This window comes from Rhizobium sp. SL86, assembly GCF_026672545.1.
Taxonomy (GTDB): domain Bacteria; phylum Pseudomonadota; class Alphaproteobacteria; order Rhizobiales; family Rhizobiaceae; genus Neorhizobium.
The window spans coordinates 2280279-2303901 of sequence record NZ_JAPPRJ010000001.1 but is presented as its reverse complement, the minus strand read 5'-3'; the positions used below and the strand labels follow the sequence as shown (position 1 = coordinate 2303901).

The following is a 23623-nucleotide window of genomic DNA, read 5'->3' as shown; positions in this document are numbered from 1 at the left end:
CCCCCACACCGTTTCAACACGTAGCCGTATTGAAGATCCGGGAAGATGCACATGTTCAAAAGCAAATCCATTCGCATGCAGGTCATGTTGCCATCTCTGGCCCTGATCCTGGTCGGTTCCGCCGCGCTGTCGATCTACTCCGGCTGGTCGCAGGCCAAATCCGCCAAAGAGATGTTCGACAACAAGGTCAGGCTCACCGCCTCCATGACGACATCCGGCGCATCGACCGCCATGTGGCAGTTCGACAAGGGGTTGGCGCAGGCGACGTTCGAACCGGTCGCGACCGATCCCGATTTCAAGGGCGCCGTCGTTCTCGACAACACCGGCAAGGCCTTTTTCTCCTCCGGTGACGCAACGGCCGTTGCCGCTGGCGTGACCGCAGCCGGCAAGGCCCAGTCCGACGATGACAGCGGCCAGCTGCGCTTCTCCGTCGTGCCTCTGAAGCATACGGAAGAGAACAAGGAAATGACCATCGGCACGATGGTGCTTGCTTTCGATACCGGCTCCATCATGGCCAATACCTGGAATTCGCTGACCGGTCTCGCGGCCATCGCCGGCCTCACCCTGCTCGCCTCGGCACTCGCCCTCACCGTCCTGCTGCGCTCCATCACGAAGCCGCTGATTTCGCTGTCGGGTGTCATGAACAAGCTTTCCTCCGGAGCGCTCGACACACCCGTTCCCAACCAGGAGCGCATCGACGAGATCGGCGAGATGTCGCGCGCGGTCCAGTATTTCAAGGATAGCGTCGCCCAGACCGCCAAGCTGCAGCAGGATGCCAATTCGAGCCGCGAGGCACTCGAAATCGAACGGCGGACGAAGGAAGAGGCAGACCACGCCCGCCTCGTCGAGGTGACTAAGGCCAACAATGCACTGGCCGCCGGCCTGCGTGCGCTGTCGCTGGGCGACATGACGATCCAGCTCGATGAGCGTTTCGCCCCGGAATATGAAGAACTGCGCACCAACTTCAACAATGCCGTGCGCCAGTTGCGCCAGACGTTGTCGGTGGTCGTCACCGCGGCAATGAACATCGACGCCGGCACGCAGAACATTGCCGAAAACACCAATGATCTGTCCCGCCGCACCGAACAGCAGGCCGCATCGCTGGAAGAAACCGCCGCGGCTCTGGATGAGATCACAGCAAACGTCTCGTCCTCGCTGCAGCGGACAGAAGAGGCCCGCCGCGTCGCAACAGAAGCCAATGACAGCGCCTCGCGTTCCGGCACCGTCGTCTCGGAAGCGGTCGAAGCCATGAGCCGCATCGAAAACTCCGCGGCGCAGATCTCCTCGATCATCGGCGTGATTGACGACATCGCTTTCCAGACGAACCTTCTGGCGCTGAACGCCGGCGTCGAAGCCGCACGTGCCGGTGAAGCCGGCAAGGGTTTTGCCGTCGTCGCCCAGGAAGTGCGCGAGCTCGCACAGCGCTCCGCCAAGGCCGCCAAGGAGATCAAGGATCTGATCCAGAACTCGACCAACGAGGTGGAAGTCGGCGTGAAGCTCGTCTCCGACACGGGTGCAGCCCTCAGCAACATCGGCAAGCTGATCATCGCCATCAATGAACATGTCGGCGCGATTGCCACCTCAGCCCGCGAACAATCGACCGGTCTCGGCGAGATCAACACGGCGGTCAATCACATGGATCAGAGCACGCAGAAGAATGCGGCGATGGTCGAAGAAACCAGCGCCTCCTCGGCCGCGCTTGCCGCCGAAGCCGCTCGCCTGCGCGAATTGATGGTGCAGTTCACGCTGGACGGCCAGACCCGCTCGCCGCGCTTTGCCAGCGCCGCCTGAGCGTCTGCCTGACAGACAGGGACCATCGGACACCCTTCCGCCCCGCCGGCGGGAGGGTGTTTTTGTTTGAGCTTCCGGCAGCCAATTGACAAAAGTCAAAGGTGGTTGCCGACGCGGAAAACCGTTGCTTTGCAGGCCGTTTGGCAGTATTGCCCCGCCCATGACCGACACCCTTACCGCCTCCGCAACCGGTACCAAGACCGGCTCCTTCCTCGTTGCCGCGCTGTATCACTTCGCGCGTTTCGAGCGTTATCAATCCGTGCGCGAGCCGTTGCAGGCGCTTTGCGAGGAAAATGGCGTCAAGGGAACCCTGCTTCTGGCGCGTGAAGGCATCAACGGCACGATCGCCGGCCCGGACGAGGGTATTGCCAATGTGCTGGCCTATCTGCGCGGCCAGCCGGAATTTGGCGCGCTGGAGCACAAGGAAAGCCGGGCCTCCAAGATGCCCTTCCTGCGCATGAAGGTGCGTCTCAAGAAGGAAATCGTCACAATGGGGGTCGAGGACATCGATCCCAACCGCATCGTTGGCACCTATGTCGATCCAAAGGACTGGAACGCGCTGATCACCGATCCGGAAACGATCGTCATCGATACGCGCAACGACTACGAAACGGCGATCGGCATCTTCAAGGGCGCCGTCGATCCGAAAACGAAGACCTTCCGCGAGTTTCCCGACTGGGTGAAGAACAATACCGGCCTGCACAACAAGCCGAAGATCGCCATGTACTGCACCGGCGGCATCCGTTGCGAAAAGGCGACCGCCTTCATGAAGGAACAGGGGTTCGACGAGGTCTACCATCTGAAGGGCGGCATCCTGAAATACCTGGAAGAGGTGCCGGAAGCGGAAAGCCTCTGGGAAGGCGCCTGTTTCGTCTTTGATGAGCGCGTCTCGGTCACCCACGGCCTGAAGGAAGGCGAACATCAGCTCTGCCACGCCTGCCGCGAACCGCTGACGGCGGAAGATCGCGCCTCGCCGCAGTTCGAGGAAGGCGTCTCCTGCCCGCACTGCTTCGACACCCGCACAGAGGACGACCGCGAACGTTATCGCCAGCGCCAGCGCCAGATCGAACTGGCACGCAAGCGCGGACAGAAGCATCTCGGTAGCTGAATTCAGAGCGAGCCGGTCAGGCGGTGTTCGGCAACTGCAGCAGCGGACCGGAGCGCCGTAACCGGTCGATCACCTCCGCTCCGACCGGCCGGCCGAGCAGGAACCCCTGAAGCAGGTCACAGCCGGCCAGGCGCAAAGCAAGGGCCTGGGCTTCACTTTCAACGCCTTCCGCCGTCACCGGCATGTCGAGTGAGCGCGCAAGGGCCACGGTCGCACGCAGCATCTCGACGGCGCGGCTGCTCTCGCCGACGCTTTCCACCAGCGAACGGTCGAGCTTGATGCGATCAAAACCGAACTGGCGCAGATAACCAACACTCGAAAAGCCGGAGCCGAAATCGTCGAGCGCGATCTTGACCCCCGTTTCCCGCAGCAGATCGAGCGTCTTGCGCGCCCGCTGGGGGTTCTGGATGAAATAGGTTTCCGTCAGTTCCAGGGTGAGACGCGAGGGTTCGATACCGGTCTCCTCCAGCACCTTGCCGACGCGGCTGACAAAAGCCGGGTCGCGGAACTGGCCGGGCGAGACATTCACCGACAAGGCAAGATCCGGCCAGGCCTTCAGGGTGGTGCAGGCGGTCCGCAGCACACAAAGGCCGAGAAGATCGATGAGGCCCGTGCTTTCCGCAATCGGAATGAAGACATCGGGTGACACCGGACCATGGTCCTTGCGGTTCCACCGCGCCAGCGCCTCGACACCATAGAGCCGGAAATTGCGGGAATCGGCGATCGGCTGATAGACCACCGTAATCTCTTCGGCATCGATTGCCGCCCGCAGATCGAGTTCAAGCAGATTTCGCTCTTCGCGTTCCTCGTCCATGGAGGGATCGTACAGCGTCCAGCGACCACGCCCCTCCTCCTTGGAGCGATACATCGCCATGTCCGCCCGACGGATCAGTTCCTCGCTCGGCACAAGCCCGCGGCGCGATACTGACAAGCCGATGCTGCAGCCGATGACCGCCACCCGCTCACCCATCGTCAGCGGTTCGCCGAGAAAATCCAGCACGCGCTCGGCGAGTTCGGCCGCCGTCTTGTGCACGTCGAAGCCAACAAAGGCGATGGCGAATTCATCGCCGCCAAGCCGCGAAAGCACCCTTTCTTCCCCCGCCAGGACACGCAGGCCGGCCGAGACGCTGCGGATCAGCACGTCGCCCGTCGCATGGCCGTAAGCATCGTTGACCTCCTTGAAGCCATCGAGATCGAGATAGAGAAGCGCCACATCCTTCCCCTCGCTCTGAGCCTTGATGACGAGGTCTCTGAGGCCGGCAAACAGGCCGGACCGATTGGCAAGCCCGCTCAGACGGTCCGTCATCGCCAGACGTAAGGCGGTTGCCTCCTCGGCACTCAAGCGTGCCAGTGCCTGATTGCCGCTGACGAACAGGAGCAGCATGTAGATCGCGATCATCGCCACCGCGCACCAGACCAGCGGGCGCACCTGCGCAAGGCTCGTATCACCAGGAGAGCGCGGTACCCAGGAGAGCCCGCCAATCACCGCATTCGTCGGGCTGAGGATCGGCACGACATGCGAGATCTGGCCCGAAGGCGGGATCAGGGACAGACCGGGCAGCACATAGGCTCTCGCCAACCGTTCGACCGTCGTGGCGCTCAGATGGCGAAAGAAGAGCACATAACGTGTCTCTTCAGCGGCGACTGAAAGCTCACCGGACTTCGCCCGGATTAAGCCGATCGCCACGGCGGCAACACCCTTGCTGGTGGAGACGAAGCTCGACGCCTCCGGAAGCTCATCCGCCTGCATGCGGCGAACCTTGTCGAACAGGGTCCAGACATCCGGGGTGACGAAACCGGTCAATTCGGGCTGCATCCGCTCCCCGTCCGAATAGGCGGAAACCGGCTGACCGGAATGATCGAGGATCAGGGCGACGTCGAAAAGCTGGTTGTCGGCACTCATCTCGCCGAAATTGCGGTCCAGCCAGGAGATGTCCTCCCGGACATAGGTGTTCTCGGCAGCATCGTCCCAGGCAGCATAATCATGCAGCGTCGCGGCCAACTGTTCGCCAAACGTCTGCAACGCGCCGGAAACGGCTTCACGCGAGCGGTTTTCGTCCAGCTGGTTGGCGTAGTGGCCGACGCGGTCCAGTGCGGTGAACACCATGGCCGACACGCAGATCATCACGGCGGCAAAGATCAGCAGCATGGACCGGACTGCCGAACGACCGTCCAAGGTCGCGGCGGACCGCTGCAAATGAGAGGGGACAAACCGCATCCAATAGCCCTGACTAGCGGCCCGAGAATGGTCAAAAACTGTTCAGATCCGATTAACGCCGTTACGCTTCGGGACAAACGAAAAAAGCCCTCCGCGCGGAAGGGCTTTTCGAGAGATGGCAGAACCGAGACTTACCAGGCGGCGATGACGGCACCCTTGAACTGCTTGGCGACAAAATCCTTCACCGCTGCGCTGTGATAGGATTCGACCAGCGTCTTGACCCAGGCGGCATCCTTGTCTGCCGAGCGAACGGCAATCACGTTGATATACGGTGCCTTTTCGCCTTCGCGGGCAATCGGGTCCTTGGCCGGGTCGAGGCCCGCTTCCAGAGCGTAGTTCGTGTTGATCACCGAGGCGTCCACGTCGTCCAGTGCACGCGGCAGCTGAGCGGCATCGAGTTCGGCGAAGGTGAAGTTCTTCGGGTTCTCGACGACATCAGCCGGCGAGACCTTGAGGCCTGCACCGTCGCGCAGCTTGATCAGGCCCTTGTCGGCGAGGATCAGGAGCGCGCGGCCGCCATTGGTCGGATCGTTCGGGATGGCGATCGAAGCGCCGTCCTTCAACTCGTCGAGGCTCTTCACCTTCTTCGAGTAGATGCCCATCGGGAAGTTGACGGTCTGGCCAACGCTGACGAGGTCGAAGCCGCGGTCCTTCACCTGGTTGTCCAGATAGGGCTGGTGCTGGAAGGAGTTGGCCTGCAGATCACCATCGGCAAGCGCCTGGTTCGGCACGACGTAATCGGAGAATTCGAGGATGTCGAGATCGAGACCCTTGCCGGCCGCAACCTTCTTCACCTCTTCCATGATCTGCGCATGCGGACCGGGTGTCACACCGATCTTGATGGTTTCGGCGAAGGCTGCGCCGGCGGAAATGAGGGCGGCGAACGAGGCCGCGAGGATGAGCGTCTTCATGGGTGTCTCTCCTTGGGTAATGTTTGTCTTGTTCTGGTCGTGATTGGCTTCAAGTCAGGTCTTGCGGCTGCGCTTGTCGAAACGGCGGGCGAGACTGTCACCGGCGCTCTGCACCGCCTGCACCAGCAGGATCAGCACGATGACGACGGCGAGCATCACCTCCGGCATGAAACGCTGGTAACCGTAACGGATGCCGAGATCGCCGAGCCCACCGCCACCGACCGCGCCGACCATGGCGGAATAACCGATCAGGCTGACGAGGGTGAGCGTGAGTGCCAGCGTGATGCCGGGTTTCGCCTCGGCGATCAGCACCTTGGTGACGATCTGCCAGCGGCTGGCGCCCATCGCACGGGCCGCCTCGATCAGCCCACGATCCACCTCGCGGATCGCCGCCTCGATGAGACGTGCGACAAACGGAATGGTCGCGATAGTCAGTGGCACGATCGCGGCACTGGTGCCGATCGAGGTGCCAGCGATCAGCCGTGTGAAGGGAATGATCGCAACGACGAGGATGATGAAGGGCGTCGAGCGTGTCGCATTGACGATGAGGCCGGTGATGCGATTGACGAGCGGGGCGGCAAAAAGTTCTCCCTTGCCGCTGGTGGCGAGAAAGACGCCGATCGGCAGACCGATCAGCGTGCCGATCAGGCCGGCCACCGCCACCATCTGCACCGTCTGGACAAGCGCCTTCCAGAGAAGGGCGAGGAGCATATCAGGCGCCATAACCGAGCACCTCCGTGGAAAGACCGGTTTCGGCGTAGAAGGCATCGGCGCGGGCAACGATTGCCGGCTCAGCGGGGTAGGAGATCACCAGCGATCCATAGGGTTCGCCGGCGATTTCGTCGATCGTCCCGGTGATGATGTTGACCTCGGCACCCAACTCGCTCATCAGCCGCGAAATCAGCGGCTGCTCGGCCGTCGCGCCGTAAAAGGTAAGGCGTGTATAGACCCGTGCGGCAGAACTCGCCTCGGAGGTCAGGCGCCGGGCGATCGCGTCCGGCAGCTTTGTGCCGGCGAGACCAGACAAAAGCGCCCGCGTCGTTTCGTGTTTCGGTCGGGTGAAGACATCGAAGGTGCGTCCCGCCTCGACGATCAGGCCCTTGTCGATCACCGCCACCTCGGAAGCGATGGATTTCACGACCTCCATTTCGTGGGTGATCAGAAGCACGGTCAGGCCAAGCTCGCGGTTGATCCGCCGGATGAGATCGAGGATCGATTGCGTCGTCTCCGGATCGAGCGCCGAAGTCGCCTCGTCGGACAGCAGCAGCTTCGGTTCGGTGGAAAGCGCGCGGGCAATGCCGACACGCTGCTTCTGGCCGCCCGAAAGCTCTGCCGGATAACGCTTCGCCTTGTCGCTGAGGCCAACCAGATCGAGAAGCAGCTCGACCCGGGTGCGAATGGCCTTGGCGGTCAGACCCGCGATTTCCAGCGGCAGCGCCACATTATTGAAGACGGTGCGCGACGACAGGAGATTGAAGTGCTGGAAGATCATGCCGACTTCGCGGCGCAGATCGCGCAGGCCACGCTCGGAGAGTGCCGTCACATCGACGCCGTCCACCAAAACGGTACCGGATGTCGGCTGCTCCAGGCCGTTCACCAGCCGGATGAGCGTGGATTTGCCCGCTCCAGAGCGGCCGATAATGCCGGTGATGGCGCCCTTCGGCACCGTATAATCCACGCCGGCAAGCGCGGTGAATTCGCCCTGCCCGCCGCGATCGGCAAACCGCTTGGTGACGCCCTCGAAGGCGACCATGGCAGGAACTGCGGCAATGGCAGGGGAAAGACCGGGCGCAACGGCGCGCGCGGATAGCGTGGTTTCAGGTATGGACAGCATGGAAAACTCGTTTTTGGTGCCGCTTAGACGGCGCAATCAGGGCGTGGCTCGGTTCAGATCGAGCGACACATTCGACGCATGGTACGCCGTTTCAACATCCCTGACGTTTCCCTTTCGTGGCGGACGACATTTCACGCCCGCTTCATGACTGTCCTGCTTATCGCACCGCAGCAGACGGAATTCTAGAAATGAAATTCTTCATATGCTCGAATTCCGGAAAAATCGTGCGGAATCGGCGCTGCTCCGCTTACGAAGCAGCGCCGTCGATCTCACTTCACGACGGAGACGAAGTCTTCGCGGGCGCGGCGCACCTTCTTGAGGTTCGCCAGCCAGTCGCCGTCTTCCTGGCGATAACCGAGCGGGAGGAGCGTGACCGACCGCAGGCCGCGTTCGCGCAGGCCAAGGATCTCGTCCACCTTGGCCGGCTCGAAGCCTTCCATCGGGGTGGCATCGACGCTTTCGAAGGCGGCCTGGGCAATCGCCATGCCGAAGCCGATATAGGCCTGGCGGGCGGCGTGCTGGAAGTTCACTTCGGCATCACGGCCAGGATAGGTATTCAGCAGCATATTACGGTAATTTTCCCAACCTTCGTTGGTAAAGCCGCGTTCAGCATTGACGAGATCGAACATCGAATTGATGCGCTCGACCGTATAATTGTCCCAGGCGGCAAAGACGAGCAGATGCGAACCATCGGTGATCTGCGCCTGGTTCCAGGCGACCTCGCGGATCTTCGCCCGCACATCCTTGTTGGTTACGACGATCACTTCGAAAGGCTGCAGGCCGCTCGATGTCGGTGCGAGACGAGCGGCTTCGAGGATCCGCTCGACCTTGTCTTCGGCGACAACCTTGGAGGGATCCATCTTCTTGGTGGCATAACGCCAGTTCAGTTTTTCGAGGAGCATGGTCTCTTCACTTTCAGACGGTGGATGATGGCCGGCTTCTCGTGGGAGGTCAGGAAAGGGCGCGGCCGGTGTGACCGCGTCTAGATAACGATCGTGCAAGCCCATACAAGGAGGCACATTTCAGTAACCAATGCTTTTGCAGACCGGGCCGTCGTCTCAGGCAGACCGAAGGACCGGCTGCGCGAAGGCCTCGAAGGAGGGTTTGGCGAAGAGATAACCCTGGAACAGCGTCACCCCGAAATCGCGCAGGACCCTCAGTTCCTCCTGCGTCTCGATCCCTTCACAGACCGCCATGATGTCGAAATCCCGCAGCATCGCGAGCGTGTGCTTGACGACAATACGCTTGGCCGGATCGCGGTCGATGTCGCGGATCAGCTCCATGTCGAGCTTGACGATGTCCGGCTGGAAGCGGGCCAGAAGATTGAGCCCCGCATGCCCGGCGCCGAAGTCATCGATCGCCGTCTTGAAACCGATCTGCCGGTAGGTCTTCAGGATCGACAGCAGATGTTCGGTGTCGACCTGCTCGCTTTCGGTGAACTCGAAAATGATCCGCTCCGGCGCGAAGTTTAGCTGCTCCGCCGTTGCAAGCGTCAGCCGAATGCAGGCGCGCGGCTCGTAGACCGCGTTCGGCATGAAGTTGATCGACAGCTTTTCGTGCGAGTCGGGCGGCAGATGTTTTGCCGCCAGTTGCAGTGCCCTGACGCGACATTGCTGGTCGAAGGCATAACGGTTCTGATCGTTGACGGCGGACAGAATATGGTAGGCGCCCTCGCCAGCCGCACCACGCACCAGCGCCTCATGCGCAAAGGTGGTGCCGCTGTCGAGATCAACAATCGGCTGAAACGCCATCGAAAATGGTAGTTCGAACGCCTGACCGTCGCGGCAACCCGCGCATCCAACCGCCATTACAGTCACTCCCTCTCATTAATCGCAGGAGGAACTATGGCGTCTCCGTGCGGTGCCCATCCCCTCTCCCGTACAGAGATCGTAGACCGGGAAGATTAACGCACCTTATGGTTACCCTTTGGAAACTGGCTCGCCAGCTCCCGATACCATTTGCCGCTTTTCTTGATGGTCCGTTCCTGCGTCTCGTAATCGACATGCACGAGGCCGAAACGCATGCGGTAACCTTCCGCCCATTCGAAATTGTCCATCAGGCTCCAGGCGAAATAACCCTTCAGCGGATAGCCGTTGCCGATCAGGTCGGCGCAGACCGACAGATGCTCGGCATAATAGTCGAGCCGCGGCTGATCATCCACCTCGCCATTAACGACGCCCATATTGTAGGCGGCACCATTCTCGGTGATGTAGAAGTCCGGCAGCTCGTAGCGTTTGTAGAGTTCGCCGACGAGATCGGCCATGGCGGAGGGGAAGATCTCCCAGCCGATATCGGTCTTTTCCGGATTGACGAAGGGCGCCGGTCTGGTCGCCGGAAACTCGGCACCTTCGGTGGCGTCATCGGCCACGCGCATCGGCGTGTAATAGTTCAGGCCCCACCAGTCGAGTTTCTGACTGATGACGGAAAGATCCCCGTCCTCGATGACCGGCATCCGGTCGCCGAGAGCAGACATCAGGCTTTCCGGATATTCGCCCTTGAAGACCGGGTCGAAGAAAGCGCCGTTGTGGAAATCGAAGGCGCGTGCGGCAGCCTTCTGGTCCGCTTCGCTGTCCGAACCGGCAACGACCGAATGGGCATTCAGCACCAGCCCGACGGGCACGGTCGGCGTGACGTGGCGGATCGCCTCCACCGCCAGGCCGTGGGCAAGATTGGTGTGGTGCAGCGCATGAAGCGCCGCCTCCATATTGCGTTCACCGGGGGCATGGATGCCGTAAAGATGGCTGAGCCAGACCGAGCACCACGGTTCGTTGAAGGTGGCAACCGCATCCAGCCGGTCGCCGAGGCGGGCCATCACCACCTTCGCATAACGCTGGAAGGCATAGGCCGTGGACCGTGCGGTCCAGCCGCCGTCGCCCATCAGCGCCAGCGGCAGGTCCCAATGATAGAGCGTGGCATAGGTCTTGATACCGCGCGCCTTGCAGCCATCGAGCAGGCGATCGTAGAAATCGAGCCCGGGTTCGTTGATGCGGCCAACACCTTCCGGAATGATGCGCGGCCAGGCGATCGAAAAACGATACCCTTCGACGCCCATCTCCTTGATCAGATCGAGATCGGCCTCCATCCGGTTATAGTGGTCGCAGGCCACATCCCCATTGTGGCGCTGGAAAACCCGGCCCGGCATGTTGGAAAAGGCATCCCAGATGGAAGGCTTGCGGCCATCCGCCTTGGTTGCGCCTTCGATCTGGTAGGCAGCAGTCGCCACACCAAACAGGAAGTCACCGGGAAAGCGGTCTGCAAGGGTTTTCGGATCGGTCATCGGATTACCTTCACGGTCTTGGGCTGCCGGCGCGCAGCTGTTCTTGTATGCAGCGAGGATTTAGACCAATCGCCGGCGCACGGGAAGACCGCAGCCGACCAAAAACTGCAACGTTGCAGTCAATCGTCCCGATCCCGCAGCGGGGCGCCTCACCCCCACCACGAATGATGGGGCTGAGGCTCAGAGCCTGCAGCGGCCCGGTCGGCTTCTACACCTTCACCCAGGCGCCGTTCTGCTTGCCGCTTTCGATGCAGGCGGTGACGAAGGCGACACCCTTCACGCCGTCATCGACCGTCGGGTAGACGACCGACGGATCGACCAGCGTACCGGCCTTTGCCGCGTTGATCGCTGCCGCCGCCTCCGAGTAGATCGTCGCGAAGGCTTCGAGATAGCCTTCCGGATGGCCGCTCGGAATACGCGTTACGCGGGCTGCGGCAGCCCCTGCACCTGCACCGCCGCGGGTGATCAGTTGCTTCGGCTCGCCAAGCCGGGTGAACCACAGATAGTTCGGATCGGCCTGTGTCCATTCGATGCCGGCCTTGGTGCCGTAGACGCGCACCTTCAGGCCGTTTTCGTGGCCGACGGCCACCTGGCTGCACCAGAGCAGGCCCTTGGCCGGGCGACCGCCATCCTTGCCGCGGAAACGCATCATCACATGCGCGTTGTCGTCCAGGCGCCGACCGGGCACGAAGGTATCGACATCCGCCGCCAGTTCGTCGAGTTCGAGGCCCGAGATGAAGCAGCCGAGATTATAGGCGTGCGTGCCGATATCGCCGGTCGAGCCGCCAGCGCCGGATTGGGCCGGATCAGTGCGCCAGACCGCCTGCTTGGCACCCGTCTGCTCAACAGGTTCGCTCAGCCAGTCCTGCGGATATTCCATCTGCACCAGCCGGATCTCGCCAAGCTCGCCCGCCTGCACCAGTTCGCGCGCATGGCGCACCATGGGATAACCGGTGTAATTGTGGGTCAGGATGAAGAGAGCCTTTGCTTTGTCCGCAACCTCCTTCAGCTTCTTGGCGTCTTCGAGATTGGAGGTCAGCGGCTTGTCGCAGATCACATGGATGCCGCGCTCCAGAAACGCCTTGGCGGCGGCAAAATGCACATGGTTCGGGGTGACGATCGAGACGGCTTCGATGCCGTCCGGCCGGGCCGCTTCCCTGTCTGCCATCTCCTCGAAAGACGCATAGCAGCGCGCGGGATCAAGGCCGAGGTCGCGCCCGGACGCCATCGCCTTTTCCGGCGTGGAGGACAGGGCACCGGCCACGAGTTCATAATGATCGTCAAGCCGGGCGGCCATACGGTGTACGGCGCCAATAAACGCCCCCTGCCCGCCGCCGACCATGCCCAATCGGATCTTTGCCGCTTTCTGTTCGGATTTGCTGGCTTCAATGGTCATGAAAAATCTCCTCCTCGACAAGGTATGGTGAATGCCGTTGCCCCTCATCCGGCTACCGCCACCTTCTCCCCGTTCAAACGGGGAGAAGGAATATGCCGCGCCGTCTCCACCTCCAGCAACGTTGCCGAAATGCTCGTCCCCTCTCCCCGCCTGCGGGGAGAGGGTTAGGGTGAGGGGCTACGGTTACGTTACAATCCGAGCATCCGCCGGTTGGCGGCTTCGTCCGTGCCGCCGGATGCAAAGTCGTCAAAGGCCTTCTCGGTCACGCGGATGATATGCGCCTTGACGAAGTCTGCCCCTTCGGCGGCACCGTCTTCGGAATTCTTCAGCGCGCATTCCCACTCGACCACGGCCCAGCCATCGAAATCATTGGCCGTCAGCTTTGAGAAGACCGCCCCGAAATCCACCTGACCATCGCCGAGCGACCGGAAGCGGCCGGCGCGGCCGACCCAGCCCTGGTAGCCGCCATAGACGCCCTGGCGGCCGGTCGGGTTGAACTCGGCATCCTTGACGTGGAACATCTTGATCCGGTCTTTGTAGATGTCGAGATTGTCGAGATAATCCAGGCACTGCAGCACGTAGTGCGACGGGTCGTAGAGCATGTTGGCGCGCGGATGGTTCTTCACCCGCTCCAGGAACATCTCGAAGGTCACGCCGTCATGCAGGTCCTCACCCGGATGGATTTCGTAACAAACATCGACACCCTGTTCGTCGGCATAGTCCAGGATCGGTGTCCAGCGGCGGGCAAGTTCATCGAAGGCCGTTTCCACCAGGCCAGCCGGGCGCTGCGGCCACGGATAGATGAAGGGCCAGGCGAGCGCGCCGGAGAAGGTGGCATGCGCCTTGATGCCGAGATGGCGCGAGGCTTTCAGCGCCATCTTCACCTGCTCGACGGCCCATTCCTGCCGTGCCCTCGGATTACCGCGCACTTCCGGGGCCGCAAAACCGTCGAAAGCCTCGTCATAAGCCGGGTGTACGGCGACAAGCTGGCCCTGCAGATGGGTCGATAGTTCGGTGATCTCAATGCCGTTGTTGCGCGCCACGCCGGCGAATTCGTCGCAGTAATCCTTGGATTCGGCCGCCTTTTTCAGGTCGATCAACTGGCCGGCCCAGGTCGGCACCTGCACGCCCACATAGCCCTTGTCTGCCGCCCATTTCGTGATGCCGTCCCAGGAATTGAACGGCGCGGCATCTCCGGCGAACTGGCCGAGAAAGATGGCGGGACCCTTGATCGTTTTCATGAATCTCTCCTCCCTGAGAATTTCTGCAACGTTGCAGTAGGGCTAACGGACTTTGCGAAAGGATACAACCGCAGAGCCTGCGACAGGTTCGCCTCAGACGCCAAAAAAAGCGGCCGCATCCGGGGAAAGGCCCCGCCCGACGGTCAGGTCGGGCGAGGCGGTCTCACATCCCGTGCACATTCACATCGCGCTTAACGGGGCCGCGACATCAGAAGGGCGAGTTCGGGAAATAGTAGTTCTTGGCATTGTCCTTGGTGATCAACGTTGCATCCAGCGTATAGGTGCCGTGGACCGGAACCTGGTCGTAGATGGCGGCGGCCGTCAGTTCCATGGCGGTGCCCACCATCGACGGCGGATACAGAACGTTGACCGGCACCATCTTGTCGCCGTCCATGACCTTCTTGATCATGTCCTTCGAACCGGCACCACCGATGATGTATTTGATATCGGTGCGCTTGGCCTGTTCGATCGCCTGCAGCACGCCGACCGCCATGTCGTCGTCCTGACACCAGACCACATCGATCTTCGGATATTTCGTCAGATAGTCCTGCATCACGCGGAAGGCATCGTCGCGGTTCCAGTTGCCGAACTGGCGGTCGAGAACCTTGACCTTGGAGCCGGCAATACCCTTGTCGAACCCATCCTGGCGCTGCTGGTCGATCGGGATCGGCAGGCCGCGGATGACCACCACCTGTGCCTCCGGCGTATTCGCCTTGATGTATTCGCCCGCCACTTCACCGAGTGCCGGATTGTTGCCGGCCACATAAAGATCGCGCACGGAATCGTCGTTGACCGAGGGCGCGCGGTCGACGATCGAAACGAACGTACCCTTGCGCTTCACTTCCTTGATGGCGTTGACCAGCGGATCCGGATCGGTCGGCAGGATGACGAGCGCGTCGATGCCCTGCACTTCCAGATCCTGCAGGGCGTTCGCCTGGCTCGCCGGATCCGGCGAAGTCTTGACGACCACCTTGAGGCCCGGATGTTCCTTCATCAACAGGTCTGCCACGCGGTTGGCGTGGTAGACGACGCCGGCGGTCCAGCCATGGTCGGCAGCCGGAATGGAAACGCCGATCGTCTTTGTCTCCTGCGCCTGAGCGGCCCCGAAGACGGCCGACATCACAAGCGCAAGGCTCAAGATCTTCTTCATGTTCTTCCTCCCAAAAGAATGACGGGTCTCTGTTGGCCTGCGGGGCGACCCGGCCCCCGCAGGTTACGACTTGCGCGTCAGCGAGCGCTGCACGAGCATGGCGATGATGATGATCGAGCCCTGGATGGCGCCGATCAGGTATTCGCTGATGAAGTTGGAGAGCAGCATGATGTTGCCGACGAGCTCCAGGATGAAGGCGCCGCAGATGGTGCCCCAGACACGTCCCGCCCCGCCCTTCAGCGCAGTTCCGCCGACGACCACCGCGGTAATCGCCTGGAGTTCCCACAGAATACCCGTGGTGGCAGAGGTGGAACCGAGGCGCGGCACGTAGAGAAGCACCGCAATCGCGACGCAAAGCCCCTGGATGATGAAGGCGATGGTGCGCACGCGGTTGACCGCGATGCCGGAATACCGCGCCACCTCACGGCTGGAGCCGACCGCCGTGACATGCCGACCGTAGCGCGTGCGGTAGAGAATGAAGGCGGCAATCGCGGTGACCAGCAGGATAACGAGGATCGGCACGGGGATGCCGGCGATCGAGCCGAAATAGACCGGGCGGTAGAGCGCCTGCTGGTCCGGTGACCTCAGCGTGATGGCGCCGCCCTGGGACAGCCAGGTGGTCAGCCCACGATAGATGCCCATCGTGCCGAGCGTCGCGATGAAGGGTTCGATGCGCCCGACCGTCGTAATCAAGCCATTGGCGAGACCGCAGAGCGAGCCGATGACGACCGTCAGCACGACGGCCGCCGCCAGCATCAGCGCCGGATCGGCAATCGCGCCGGAATTCATGAACAGGATCATCAGGCTGGCAACGAAGGCCACCATCGAGCCGACCGACAGGTCGAGATCACCCGACGAGATGACGAAGGTGGCCCCAACCGCGATGATGGCGATGAAGGCCGAGCGGGTGGCGACATTGGCGAGGTTGGTGAGCCCGATGAAGTTCGGATTGACCAGCGCCCCGATGATCAGCAGCAGGAACAGTGCTGCAAAGGGTGCCACTGCCCGCAGATCGATATCCTTCAGGAATGAGCGAGACTTCCTCGCCGCCTGTCCCCCGCCGTCCACACTCATGTCCAACACTTCCTCCCGTTAGACCCCAAGGCTCTTGCGGCCCGTTTCAATTTGTTCTCACCCTGTGGAGCCGTTCCCTCACCCCGCCTCCGCTCTGCTCGGCGGACCTCTCCCCAAGGGGAGAGGAGAATCGCCAGCGTTGCGGCTCTTCCCTTCTCCCCTTGGGGAGAAGGTGGCCCAAAGGGCCGGATGAGGGGTTCTTACCCCAACAATAAATCTGGCTGCCTACCCCGCCATCTGCCGTTTCAGGCCGGCGGCGTAACGCATGATGGTCTGTTCGTTGATGTCGTCGCCTTCCAGCTGGCCGACCAGATGTCCCTCGCGCATCACCATCACGCGGGTGCAAAGCCCGATCACCTCCGGCATTTCGGAGGAGACGACGATGACGGAACAGCCGTCCCGCGCCAGTGCCGCGATGAAATGGTAGATCTGCTGCTTCGTGCCGACATCAATGCCGCGCGTCGGCTCGTCGATGATGACGATCTGAGGCGCCGTTTCCATGATCTTCGCCAGCATCAGCTTCTGCTGGTTGCCGCCCGACATGCGCCCGACCCTCACCCGGTCGTCCCGCACCCGGATGTCGAAACGGCGCTTGGCGCGCGCCATCGCCTCCGCCTCACTCGCCGGATCGAGATACCCGTACCGCACATGGCGAAAGAGCGATTGCAGCGTCAGGTTCGCCGTCATGCCCTCGTCGAGCAGCAGGCCCCGGCCCTTGCGGTCCTTCGTCATGTAGGCAAGCCCGCGGCGTGTGGCCTCGTCCAGATCATGGGCCGGGAGAAGCTCCCCCTTCACGCTGACCTCGCCCGATAAGCGAGAGCGAAGCCCGATGATCGCCTCCATGATTTCGGTCCGGCCGGAGCCGATCAGGCCGGAAAAACCCAGGATCTCGCCCTTGCGCAGATCGAAGCTGACATCCTTGACGTAACCCGTCGAAAGGCCGCGCACGGAGAGAACGACCTCTTCATCCACATCCGGCTCGTGTTTGGCGGGATAGAGGCTGGACAGCTCGCGCCCCACCATCAGCTGAGCGATCGAATCGCTGTCGAGAAGCGAGGTCGGCGCGGTCTTGATCCACTGTCCGTCGCGCAGCACCGTCACCCGGTCGCTGAGCTCCATCACCTCGTTCAGCTTGTGGGTGACGAAGACGAAGCTCGTACCCGTCTGACGCAGCTTGCGCACCTGATCGAAGAGGATATCGGTCTCCTCCCGCGACAGGACCGCCGTCGGCTCGTCCATGAAGATCACCCGCGCATCGCGGCTGATCGCCTTGGCGACCTCCACCATCTGCTTGTCGGCGACGGCCAGCGAACTGATCAGCGCGTCCTCATCCACATGGGAGCCCAACATATCGAGAATACGACGGGTCTCGGCGCGCATGAAGCGGCGGTCGAGAATGCCGAAGCGCGTGACCTCGCGGCCGAGAAACAGGCTCTCGGCAACCGTCAGATGGTCCGCAAGATTAAATTCCTGGTGGATGAGAATGATGCCGAGCGCTTCCGCATCGCCATTCGCCGGCAGGCTGACCGGTTGCCCGTCCAGAAGCAGGCGTCCCGAGCTCGGGCTTTCGAAACCCGACAGGATCTTGACCAGCGTCGATTTTCCGGCGCCGTTTTCACCGACCAGCGCGTGCACCTCGCCCGGCCGGACGTCGAAATCGACGCTGAACAGAACCTGCACTTCGCCGAAGCTTTTTGAGACACGCTCAGCCGCCAACACGGGCACCAGCTCTGTCGCAGGCGCCTCCTCCCCATCCCCGGTCATGATATCCTCCCGCGGCTCCTCAACCGCATATGAGCATTGTGTAAACCTTTACATGGCGCATGTAAAGGTTTACATGATTGCATCATTGGGGATTATCGAGCCACTCAACCATTTGACTGTTGCAGCCAGCCCCGGATCATTCCAAGCCATTCGAAGCCTGTTCCAAGACCATCCGGATTGCGCCCTTGTCGAATGCAACACCTGCCACGATCGAAGATGTTGCCCGCCTCGCGGAAGTCTCGATCGCGACGGTGAGCCGCGCCATCCACACGCCGGACAAGGTGGCCAAATCGACACGCCAGCGCGTGAACCAGGCAATCGCCATCACCGGCTACACGACGAATGCCATGGCGCGGTCGCTGCGCATGGGCCGCTCCAACATGATCCTGGTGCTGGCGCCCGACATCGGCGACCCGAACTTCTCCTCCATCCTGATCGGCATCGAGAACGAGGCCCGCGCCCATGGGTACGGCGTCCTGATCGGCCACACCCAAAACGATCCCGAGCGTGGCCTCGAATATCTCAAGTTTCTGAATTCCAACCAGGCGGCAGGCCTGGTTCTGTTTACCGGTCACGAGCCCTTCGGCCACCAGGAACTGGCGCAGCGGCTGCCGCCGACGGTCGCCGTCTTCGAGCCGGTCTTCGGCACCAAGGTCTCCTATGTCGGCGTGGACGACACCGCGGGCGCCCGCAAGGCGGCGGAATATCTGCTCGCCTCCGGCCACCGCGACATCGCCTTCATCGGCGATTCGAAGACGAAGCTCGGCCATGTCCGGCGACGAAAAGGGTATGACATCGCGCTCGATGCCGCCCGTATTCCGCAGGAGAAGCGCATCGTCATCGACGGCGAGGGATCCGTCGAGGCCGGCCGGCTGGCCGTCGAGCAATTGTTCATGCGCGACACGCTGCCGAGCGCCTTCATGTGCGTCAATGATGCAACCGCCGTCGGTGTCATCAACGGGCTTGCGGCGCGCGGTTACGACCTGCCGCGCGATTTCTCCATCATCGGCTTCGACGACGTTCCGCAGGCGACCTACCTCACTCCGCCGCTCACCACTGTGCGCCAGCCCCGCTCGGCGATCGGTCGCCAAGCCATGGCGCTGCTGCTGAAACAACTGGCCGAGCCCGGCGGCGGCACGGAAGAAATCCTCCTCCTGCCGGACCTGATCGTCCGCGGTTCCGTCACCTCGGCCATGCGGTCGAGATGACTCGCTTCTGATATCTTGACTGTGCGCGATCATGGATCTCAGATCGCCGCCACCGTGTGAGGGATGAAACCCGCTTGAGGGCGCAGGAATGTTAATAACCGTGCGAGATGCCGTGCCCGCGGATGCCATGGCCATGGCAGGCCTCATCAATGACATCATCAGGATCGGCGGAACGACGGCGCATAGGTCCCCCTTCGACCCGGCGAGCATCCTCTCGCATTTCATCGCTCCGCCGCTCACCATCAGCTGCACGGTTGCGGTCAGCGATAGCCGGCTTCTCGGTTTCCAGGCCCTCGAGTGGGCAGACCCGGATTGGCCGGGAGAAGACAAAATACCCGCGGATTGGGCCATCATCGCAACCTATGTCGATCGATCGAGCCAGGGGATGGGTATCGGTAGGCACTTGTTTGGCGAAACCCTGAAAGCGGCAGGGGCAAACGGCGTCACCTGCATTGATGCGACCATTCGCAGGGAAAATGCCGCCGGCCTTCGATATTACAGCCGCATGGGGTTCCAGGATTACCGTGAAGGACCGGAAACCGTATCCAAACGGTTCTCCATGGATGGCGCCCCCTCCGCACTGGGGAGGGAGCGCCTCGATCAGCATCAGACGTAGCGGTTGACCACGTTTTCCAGAAGCTCCTGCTTGCCGGATTTCGGCTGCGGGTTGACGTTCTGGCTTTCCACACGGGCCGCAATCACATCGAGGCCTTCTTCGCCGCGCAGCATCTTCTGGTTTTCGGCCTTGTCCCAGCCGGCATACCGGCTGGCGAGCGGACCCGACAGCGCCTTGTCTTCCAGCATGGCAGCCGCTGCCTTCAGGCCACGGGCGCAGCAATCGATGCCGCCGATATGGCCGATCAGCAGGTCTTCCGGATCGAGCGACTGGCGACGCAGCTTGGCATCGAAGTTCGTACCACCGGTGGTGAAACCGCCGCCGGCGAGCACCTGGTAATAGGCAAGCGCCATTTCCGGCACGTTGTTCGGGAACTGGTCGGTATCCCAGCCGGACTGGTAGTCGTTGCGGTTCATGTCGATCGAACCGAAAATGCCGAGCGCATTGGCAAGCGCCAGTTCATGCTCGAAGGAATGGCCGGCGAGAATTGCGTGGCCCTGTTCGATATTGACCTTCACTTCCTTCTCGAGACCGTAGTTCTTGAGGAAACCGTAGACGGTCGCGACGTCGTAGTCGTACTGGTGCTTGGAAGGCTCCTGCGGTTTCGGTTCGATGAGGATCGTGCCCTTGAAACCGATCTTGTGCTTGTATTCGACGACGAGGTTCAGGAAGCGGCCCATCTGGTCCATTTCCTTCTTGAGATCCGTGTTCAGCAGGGTCTCATAGCCTTCGCGGCCGCCCCAGAGCACGTAGTTTTCGCCGCCGAGCCTGTGGGTGGCGTCGATGCAGGTCTTCACGGTTGCCGCGGCAAAGGCAAAGACATCCGGATCCGGATTGGTGGCGGCACCCGACATGTAACGGCGATGCGAGAAGAGGTTTGCCGTGCCCCACAGCAGCTTGACGCCGGTGGCGGCCTGCTTTTCCGCGAAGTAGTCGACGATCTCGTTGAGGTTCTTCGTGTTTTCCGCAAAATTCGCGCCTTCCGGACGCACGTCGGCATCGTGGAAGCAGTAATACGGCGTGCCGAGCAGCTGGAAGAATTCAAACGCCACATCCGCCTTCAGCTTGGCGGCATCCATCGTATCCTTGAACCACGGACGCTCAAACGTGTTGCCGCCGAACGGATCGGTGCCCGGCCAGGTGAAGGTATGCCAGTAGGCAATGGCAAAACGCAGATGGTCTTCCATGCGCTTGCCCATGACCACTTCGTCCGGGTTGTAGTGACGGAAGGCCAGCGGATTGCTGCTGCCTTCGCCTTCATATTTGATCTTCTGGATATCGCCGAAAAAGCCTGTCGACATGGGTTGTCCTCCTTGGAGCATCATCGTTGTCGTAGATCGTCTCTGCGCTTGTCGCGCGGCCCCTCATCCGCCTGCCGGCACCTTCTCCCCGCACGCGGGGAGAAGGGATCAAGCCGCGGCCTCTCCGTTCCCTCTCCCCGCTGGCGGGGAGAGGGTCAGGGTGAGGGGCAATGTCTCAAATCCCCCGGATCGCCGGGTAAAGCGCCCGGTAGCGGTGGTAGGCGGTCTCGTAGGCGACGGTCAGATCCGCAACCGGCTCCACCGTCTCCGCCGTCTGCGGCGCCGTGCAGACCGTCAGCGGATCGGCACCGGTGGCGGCGATCAGGCCGAGGCGAGCGGCGCCGAAGGCCGCACCGAAATCGCCGTCCGCCGGAATATCGACCGGCATGTCGAGCGCGGTGGCAATCGAGGCGAGCCAGTAGCGCGAACGCGAGCCGCCGCCGATCGCCGTCACCCGGCTGATGCTGGTGCCGGCGGATTTCAGCGCCTCCAGACTGTCGCGAATGGCAAAGGTCACGCCTTCCATCACGGCCTGTGTCAACTCCGCACGCCCGCTCTCATGGCCCAAACCGATAAAGGCGCCACGGATCTTTGCGTCATTGTGCGGCGTGCGCTCACCGGAGAGATAGGGCAGGAAGGTGACGCCCGTCGGTGCGTGGAGAACGTCGCCCACTTCGGCGGAGAGCTCGCCCGCCGTGCGGCCGGTCACCTTGGCATGCCAGTTTAGGGCATCGGTGGCCGACAGGATCACGCCCATCTGGTGCCAGGTGTTGGGCAGCGCGTGGCAGAAAGCGTGCACCGCGCTTTCCGGCTTCGGCAGGTAGGACCCGTTTGCAGCAAACAGCACGCCGGAGGTGCCAAGCGAAACGAAGGCCTGGCCTTCCGCCACCGTGCCCATGCCGCAGGCAGAGGCCGCATTGTCGCCGGCGCCGCCGGCAATCACCACGCCGGAGCCCATGCCCCATTCGGCGGCAAGTTCCGCACGCAACGTGCCGCCCTGTTCGGTGCCCTCGACCAGGCGAGGCATCTGCTCTTCCGAAAGATCCGTCGCCGCCAGGAGTTCTTGAGACCAGGCGCGTTTTCCGGTGTCCAGCCAGCTCGTGCCGGCGGAATCGGACATCTCGGAGATATGCTCGCCCGACAGCCAGAGCCGCAGATAATCCTTCGGCAGCAGCACCTTGGCGACCCTGGAGAACACGTCCGGCTCGTTATTCTTCACCCAGGCGAGCTTCGGCGCCGTAAAGCCCGGAAAGACAATATTGCCGGTCAGAGCCCGAAAGCGCGGATCGGCATCGAGCGCCGCCGCTTCGGCAAAGGAGCGCGTATCGTTCCACAGGATGCAGGGCCGAAGAACGGCGTCCGAGGCATCGATCAGCGTCGCACCATGCATATGGCCGGACAGGCCGATGCCGCGTACGGCAGCCAGTTCCGCCGGATGTGCGGCCTTCAGCGCCCCGACAGCTTCCTGGGTGGCGTGGATCCAATGCGCCGGGTCCTGTTCCGACCAGCCGGGATGCGGGCGCGAGACGTCGAGACCGCCGGTGGCGGAACCCACGACGCGCTGGTCGCCATCGATCAGCATCGCTTTGACGCCGGACGTGCCGAGGTCGAGACCGAGATACATGGTGTCCTCCTTTGCCGCCCCGTGTCTCAGGGCAGATTGTCCTTCAAGAAAATGTCGATGCGGATGCGCTCCTGAGCGGCGATCACCGCATCGCCATCCGCCCTGGCTTTGAGCACGCGCAAAGCGCTGCGCACCTCGTGCCCGGCATCCTGGTTCAACACCGCATCGATGAGTTCCTGCGACAGCGCCTCGCGCGTGGCGGGCGTCAGCTCGTGCAGGATCACCACCGGGCGGGCTTCGCGCGAGAGCATCGAAAGCGCGTGGATGAGCCCGCGATTGCCGGCGCCGGCGCTGTAGATGCCGGCAATGCCTTGATGCTCGGCAATCGCCTGCGTCACCAGCCGTTCGGTTTCGGCAGGGTCATCGCGCCCCTCGAGCACGGGCAGGATGGCGCGGGCGCCAAACCGCTCGCCCATCACGGCGGTAAACCCTTCCAGCCGCTCCCGGTGGTCGCGCACCATCAGCGAACCGGCAAGCGGAAGCACGAGCCCCGGGCGCGCCCCGAGGAACCGGCCCATGAGCGTGCCGGCCGTGCGGCCCGCTGCGCTGTTGTCGATCCCGGCGAAATGCGTGCGTCGCGAGGCGCTGAGATCGGAGACGAGCGTCACGACGGCGATGCCGGCCTCCACCAGCCGGTCGGCCGCCGCCCGGACCTCCGGCGCATCGACGGCCACGAAAGCCACACCGTCCAGCCCCTCCTCCAGAACCCGGTCCAGCGCGGCAACCAGGGCAGCCGGGTCGAAGGCCGGAACGTCGCGCAACACGATCGACATCCGTTCCCGCGCACCGCGTTCGGCAGCGGCCTGAACCTCAAGGCGCAGGTTCTGCATGAAGGAGTTGTTGTTGGCGGGCAGAATGAAGACGAAATTGTAGACCCGGCCCTTCGCAAGGTTCGCCGCTGCGACATCGCGCACGAAACCGAGCGCCTCGACCGCCGCTTCGACCTTCGCCTTCATCGCCGGGCGCACGCCCGCACGGCCGTTCAACACACGGTCGACGGTGGCAAGGCTGACACCCGCATGGGCGGCGATATCGTGAACGGTTGGCTTCATGTCTCCTCCGCGGACACCTTTAGCGCAGATCTTGAGGTACGTAAATCAGGAGCATACA

19 protein-coding genes are annotated in these 23623 nt (G+C 62.4%); 4 read left to right on the top strand and 15 right to left on the bottom strand.

Going from position 1 to position 23623, the window contains the following annotated elements; translation table 11 throughout:
* The first annotated feature begins 51 nt into the window (after positions 1 to 51).
* Positions 52 to 1791, top strand: a complete 1740-nt coding sequence (locus OU993_RS11320; protein ID WP_268157098.1) for a methyl-accepting chemotaxis protein — start codon at positions 52 to 54, stop codon at positions 1789 to 1791.
* A gap of 160 nt (positions 1792 to 1951) precedes the next feature.
* Positions 1952 to 2899 carry an oxygen-dependent tRNA uridine(34) hydroxylase TrhO gene (trhO, locus tag OU993_RS11315; RefSeq protein ID WP_268157097.1) on the top strand — a complete coding sequence of 316 codons (948 nt, stop codon included), beginning with the start codon at positions 1952 to 1954 and terminating at the stop codon, positions 2897 to 2899.
* A 16-nt stretch (positions 2900 to 2915) separates the two neighbouring features.
* Here the strand turns inward: trhO and OU993_RS11310 are convergent, their stop codons facing one another.
* The 12 genes from OU993_RS11310 to OU993_RS11255 form a co-directional block, all read right to left on the bottom strand.
* On the bottom strand, positions 2916 to 5048 hold the full coding sequence (locus OU993_RS11310; protein WP_268157096.1) for a putative bifunctional diguanylate cyclase/phosphodiesterase: 2133 nt from the start codon (positions 5046 to 5048) through the stop codon (positions 2916 to 2918).
* 200 nt (positions 5049 to 5248) lie between these two features.
* A complete protein-coding gene (locus tag OU993_RS11305; RefSeq protein WP_268157095.1) occupies positions 5249 to 6028 on the bottom strand; it encodes a MetQ/NlpA family ABC transporter substrate-binding protein in 780 nt (259 codons plus the stop codon).
* Between the two features lie 54 nt (positions 6029 to 6082).
* A complete protein-coding gene (locus OU993_RS11300; RefSeq protein WP_268157094.1) occupies positions 6083 to 6751 on the bottom strand; it encodes a methionine ABC transporter permease in 669 nt (222 codons plus the stop codon).
* The gene (locus tag OU993_RS11295) at positions 6741 to 7781 is read right to left on the bottom strand and encodes a methionine ABC transporter ATP-binding protein (RefSeq protein ID WP_268157676.1); all 1041 of its coding nucleotides are present in this window, start codon (positions 7779 to 7781) and stop codon (positions 6741 to 6743) included. Before OU993_RS11295 ends, OU993_RS11300 begins: the two co-directional genes overlap by 11 nt.
* Positions 7782 to 8131: 350 nt before the next feature.
* Positions 8132 to 8764: an NAD(P)H-dependent oxidoreductase gene (locus tag OU993_RS11290; protein WP_268157092.1), complete on the bottom strand. Its 633-nt coding sequence runs from the start codon at positions 8762 to 8764 to the stop codon at positions 8132 to 8134.
* Between the two features lie 156 nt (positions 8765 to 8920).
* On the bottom strand, positions 8921 to 9670 hold the full coding sequence (locus OU993_RS11285; RefSeq protein ID WP_268157091.1) for an EAL domain-containing protein: 750 nt from the start codon (positions 9668 to 9670) through the stop codon (positions 8921 to 8923).
* Between the two features lie 95 nt (positions 9671 to 9765).
* Positions 9766 to 11139 carry a GH1 family beta-glucosidase gene (locus tag OU993_RS11280; protein ID WP_268157089.1) on the bottom strand — a complete coding sequence of 458 codons (1374 nt, stop codon included), beginning with the start codon at positions 11137 to 11139 and terminating at the stop codon, positions 9766 to 9768.
* A 208-nt stretch (positions 11140 to 11347) separates the two neighbouring features.
* Positions 11348 to 12535: a Gfo/Idh/MocA family protein gene (locus OU993_RS11275; protein WP_268157086.1), complete on the bottom strand. Its 1188-nt coding sequence runs from the start codon at positions 12533 to 12535 to the stop codon at positions 11348 to 11350.
* A gap of 188 nt (positions 12536 to 12723) precedes the next feature.
* The gene (locus tag OU993_RS11270; RefSeq protein ID WP_268157084.1) at positions 12724 to 13776 is read right to left on the bottom strand and encodes a sugar phosphate isomerase/epimerase family protein; all 1053 of its coding nucleotides are present in this window, start codon (positions 13774 to 13776) and stop codon (positions 12724 to 12726) included.
* Positions 13777 to 13984: 208 nt separating this feature from the next.
* On the bottom strand, positions 13985 to 14926 hold the full coding sequence (locus tag OU993_RS11265; RefSeq protein WP_268157080.1) for a substrate-binding domain-containing protein: 942 nt from the start codon (positions 14924 to 14926) through the stop codon (positions 13985 to 13987).
* A gap of 63 nt (positions 14927 to 14989) precedes the next feature.
* Entirely contained in the window at positions 14990 to 16000 is a 1011-nt protein-coding gene (locus OU993_RS11260) for an ABC transporter permease (protein WP_268157077.1), read from the bottom strand.
* Between the two features lie 225 nt (positions 16001 to 16225).
* Positions 16226 to 17764: a sugar ABC transporter ATP-binding protein gene (locus tag OU993_RS11255; RefSeq protein WP_268157075.1), complete on the bottom strand. Its 1539-nt coding sequence runs from the start codon at positions 17762 to 17764 to the stop codon at positions 16226 to 16228.
* 185 nt (positions 17765 to 17949) lie between these two features.
* Between OU993_RS11255 and OU993_RS11250 the strand changes: the two genes are divergently transcribed.
* Together OU993_RS11250 and OU993_RS11245 are read left to right on the top strand one after the other, a co-directional pair.
* Entirely contained in the window at positions 17950 to 18972 is a 1023-nt protein-coding gene (locus OU993_RS11250; RefSeq protein WP_268157073.1) for a LacI family DNA-binding transcriptional regulator, read from the top strand.
* Positions 18973 to 19105: 133 nt separating this feature from the next.
* On the top strand, positions 19106 to 19588 hold the full coding sequence (locus tag OU993_RS11245) for a GNAT family N-acetyltransferase (protein ID WP_268157070.1): 483 nt from the start codon (positions 19106 to 19108) through the stop codon (positions 19586 to 19588).
* Here OU993_RS11245 and xylA read toward each other — a convergent pair.
* From xylA to OU993_RS11230, 3 genes are all read right to left on the bottom strand, one after another.
* Positions 19579 to 20889, bottom strand: a complete 1311-nt coding sequence (xylA, locus tag OU993_RS11240) for a xylose isomerase (protein WP_268157067.1) — start codon at positions 20887 to 20889, stop codon at positions 19579 to 19581. The genes OU993_RS11245 and xylA overlap by 10 nt on opposite strands.
* 175 nt (positions 20890 to 21064) lie before the next feature.
* Entirely contained in the window at positions 21065 to 22513 is a 1449-nt protein-coding gene (xylB, locus tag OU993_RS11235; protein ID WP_268157065.1) for a xylulokinase, read from the bottom strand.
* A gap of 26 nt (positions 22514 to 22539) precedes the next feature.
* Positions 22540 to 23565, bottom strand: coding sequence for a LacI family DNA-binding transcriptional regulator (locus OU993_RS11230; protein ID WP_268157063.1), 1026 nt, complete (start codon positions 23563 to 23565; stop codon positions 22540 to 22542).
* Between the last annotated feature and the right edge of the window lie 58 nt (positions 23566 to 23623).

What these genes read in the sequence shown, in the direction of transcription:
- OU993_RS11320 (WP_268157098.1), top strand. Translation starts at nt 52, where the DNA reads ATGTTCAAAAGCAAATCCATTCGCATGCAGGTCATGTTGCCATCTCTG.
- trhO (WP_268157097.1), top strand. Translation starts at nt 1,952, where the DNA reads ATGACCGACACCCTTACCGCCTCCGCAACCGGTACCAAGACCGGCTCC.
- OU993_RS11310 (WP_268157096.1), bottom strand. Translation starts at nt 5,048, where the DNA reads ATGCTGCTGATCTTTGCCGCCGTGATGATCTGCGTGTCGGCCATGGTG.
- OU993_RS11305 (WP_268157095.1), bottom strand. Translation starts at nt 6,028, where the DNA reads ATGAAGACGCTCATCCTCGCGGCCTCGTTCGCCGCCCTCATTTCCGCC.
- OU993_RS11300 (WP_268157094.1), bottom strand. Translation starts at nt 6,751, where the DNA reads ATGGCGCCTGATATGCTCCTCGCCCTTCTCTGGAAGGCGCTTGTCCAG.
- OU993_RS11295 (WP_268157676.1), bottom strand. Translation starts at nt 7,781, where the DNA reads ATGGTCGCCTTCGAGGGCGTCACCAAGCGGTTTGCCGATCGCGGCGGG.
- OU993_RS11290 (WP_268157092.1), bottom strand. Translation starts at nt 8,764, where the DNA reads ATGCTCCTCGAAAAACTGAACTGGCGTTATGCCACCAAGAAGATGGAT.
- OU993_RS11285 (WP_268157091.1), bottom strand. Translation starts at nt 9,670, where the DNA reads ATGGCGGTTGGATGCGCGGGTTGCCGCGACGGTCAGGCGTTCGAACTA.
- OU993_RS11280 (WP_268157089.1), bottom strand. Translation starts at nt 11,139, where the DNA reads ATGACCGATCCGAAAACCCTTGCAGACCGCTTTCCCGGTGACTTCCTG.
- OU993_RS11275 (WP_268157086.1), bottom strand. Translation starts at nt 12,535, where the DNA reads ATGACCATTGAAGCCAGCAAATCCGAACAGAAAGCGGCAAAGATCCGA.
- OU993_RS11270 (WP_268157084.1), bottom strand. Translation starts at nt 13,776, where the DNA reads ATGAAAACGATCAAGGGTCCCGCCATCTTTCTCGGCCAGTTCGCCGGA.
- OU993_RS11265 (WP_268157080.1), bottom strand. Translation starts at nt 14,926, where the DNA reads ATGAAGAAGATCTTGAGCCTTGCGCTTGTGATGTCGGCCGTCTTCGGG.
- OU993_RS11260 (WP_268157077.1), bottom strand. Translation starts at nt 16,000, where the DNA reads ATGAGTGTGGACGGCGGGGGACAGGCGGCGAGGAAGTCTCGCTCATTC.
- OU993_RS11255 (WP_268157075.1), bottom strand. Translation starts at nt 17,764, where the DNA reads ATGACCGGGGATGGGGAGGAGGCGCCTGCGACAGAGCTGGTGCCCGTG.
- OU993_RS11245 (WP_268157070.1), top strand. Translation starts at nt 19,106, where the DNA reads ATGGCAGGCCTCATCAATGACATCATCAGGATCGGCGGAACGACGGCG.
- xylA (WP_268157067.1), bottom strand. Translation starts at nt 20,889, where the DNA reads ATGTCGACAGGCTTTTTCGGCGATATCCAGAAGATCAAATATGAAGGC.
- xylB (WP_268157065.1), bottom strand. Translation starts at nt 22,513, where the DNA reads ATGTATCTCGGTCTCGACCTCGGCACGTCCGGCGTCAAAGCGATGCTG.
- OU993_RS11230 (WP_268157063.1), bottom strand. Translation starts at nt 23,565, where the DNA reads ATGAAGCCAACCGTTCACGATATCGCCGCCCATGCGGGTGTCAGCCTT.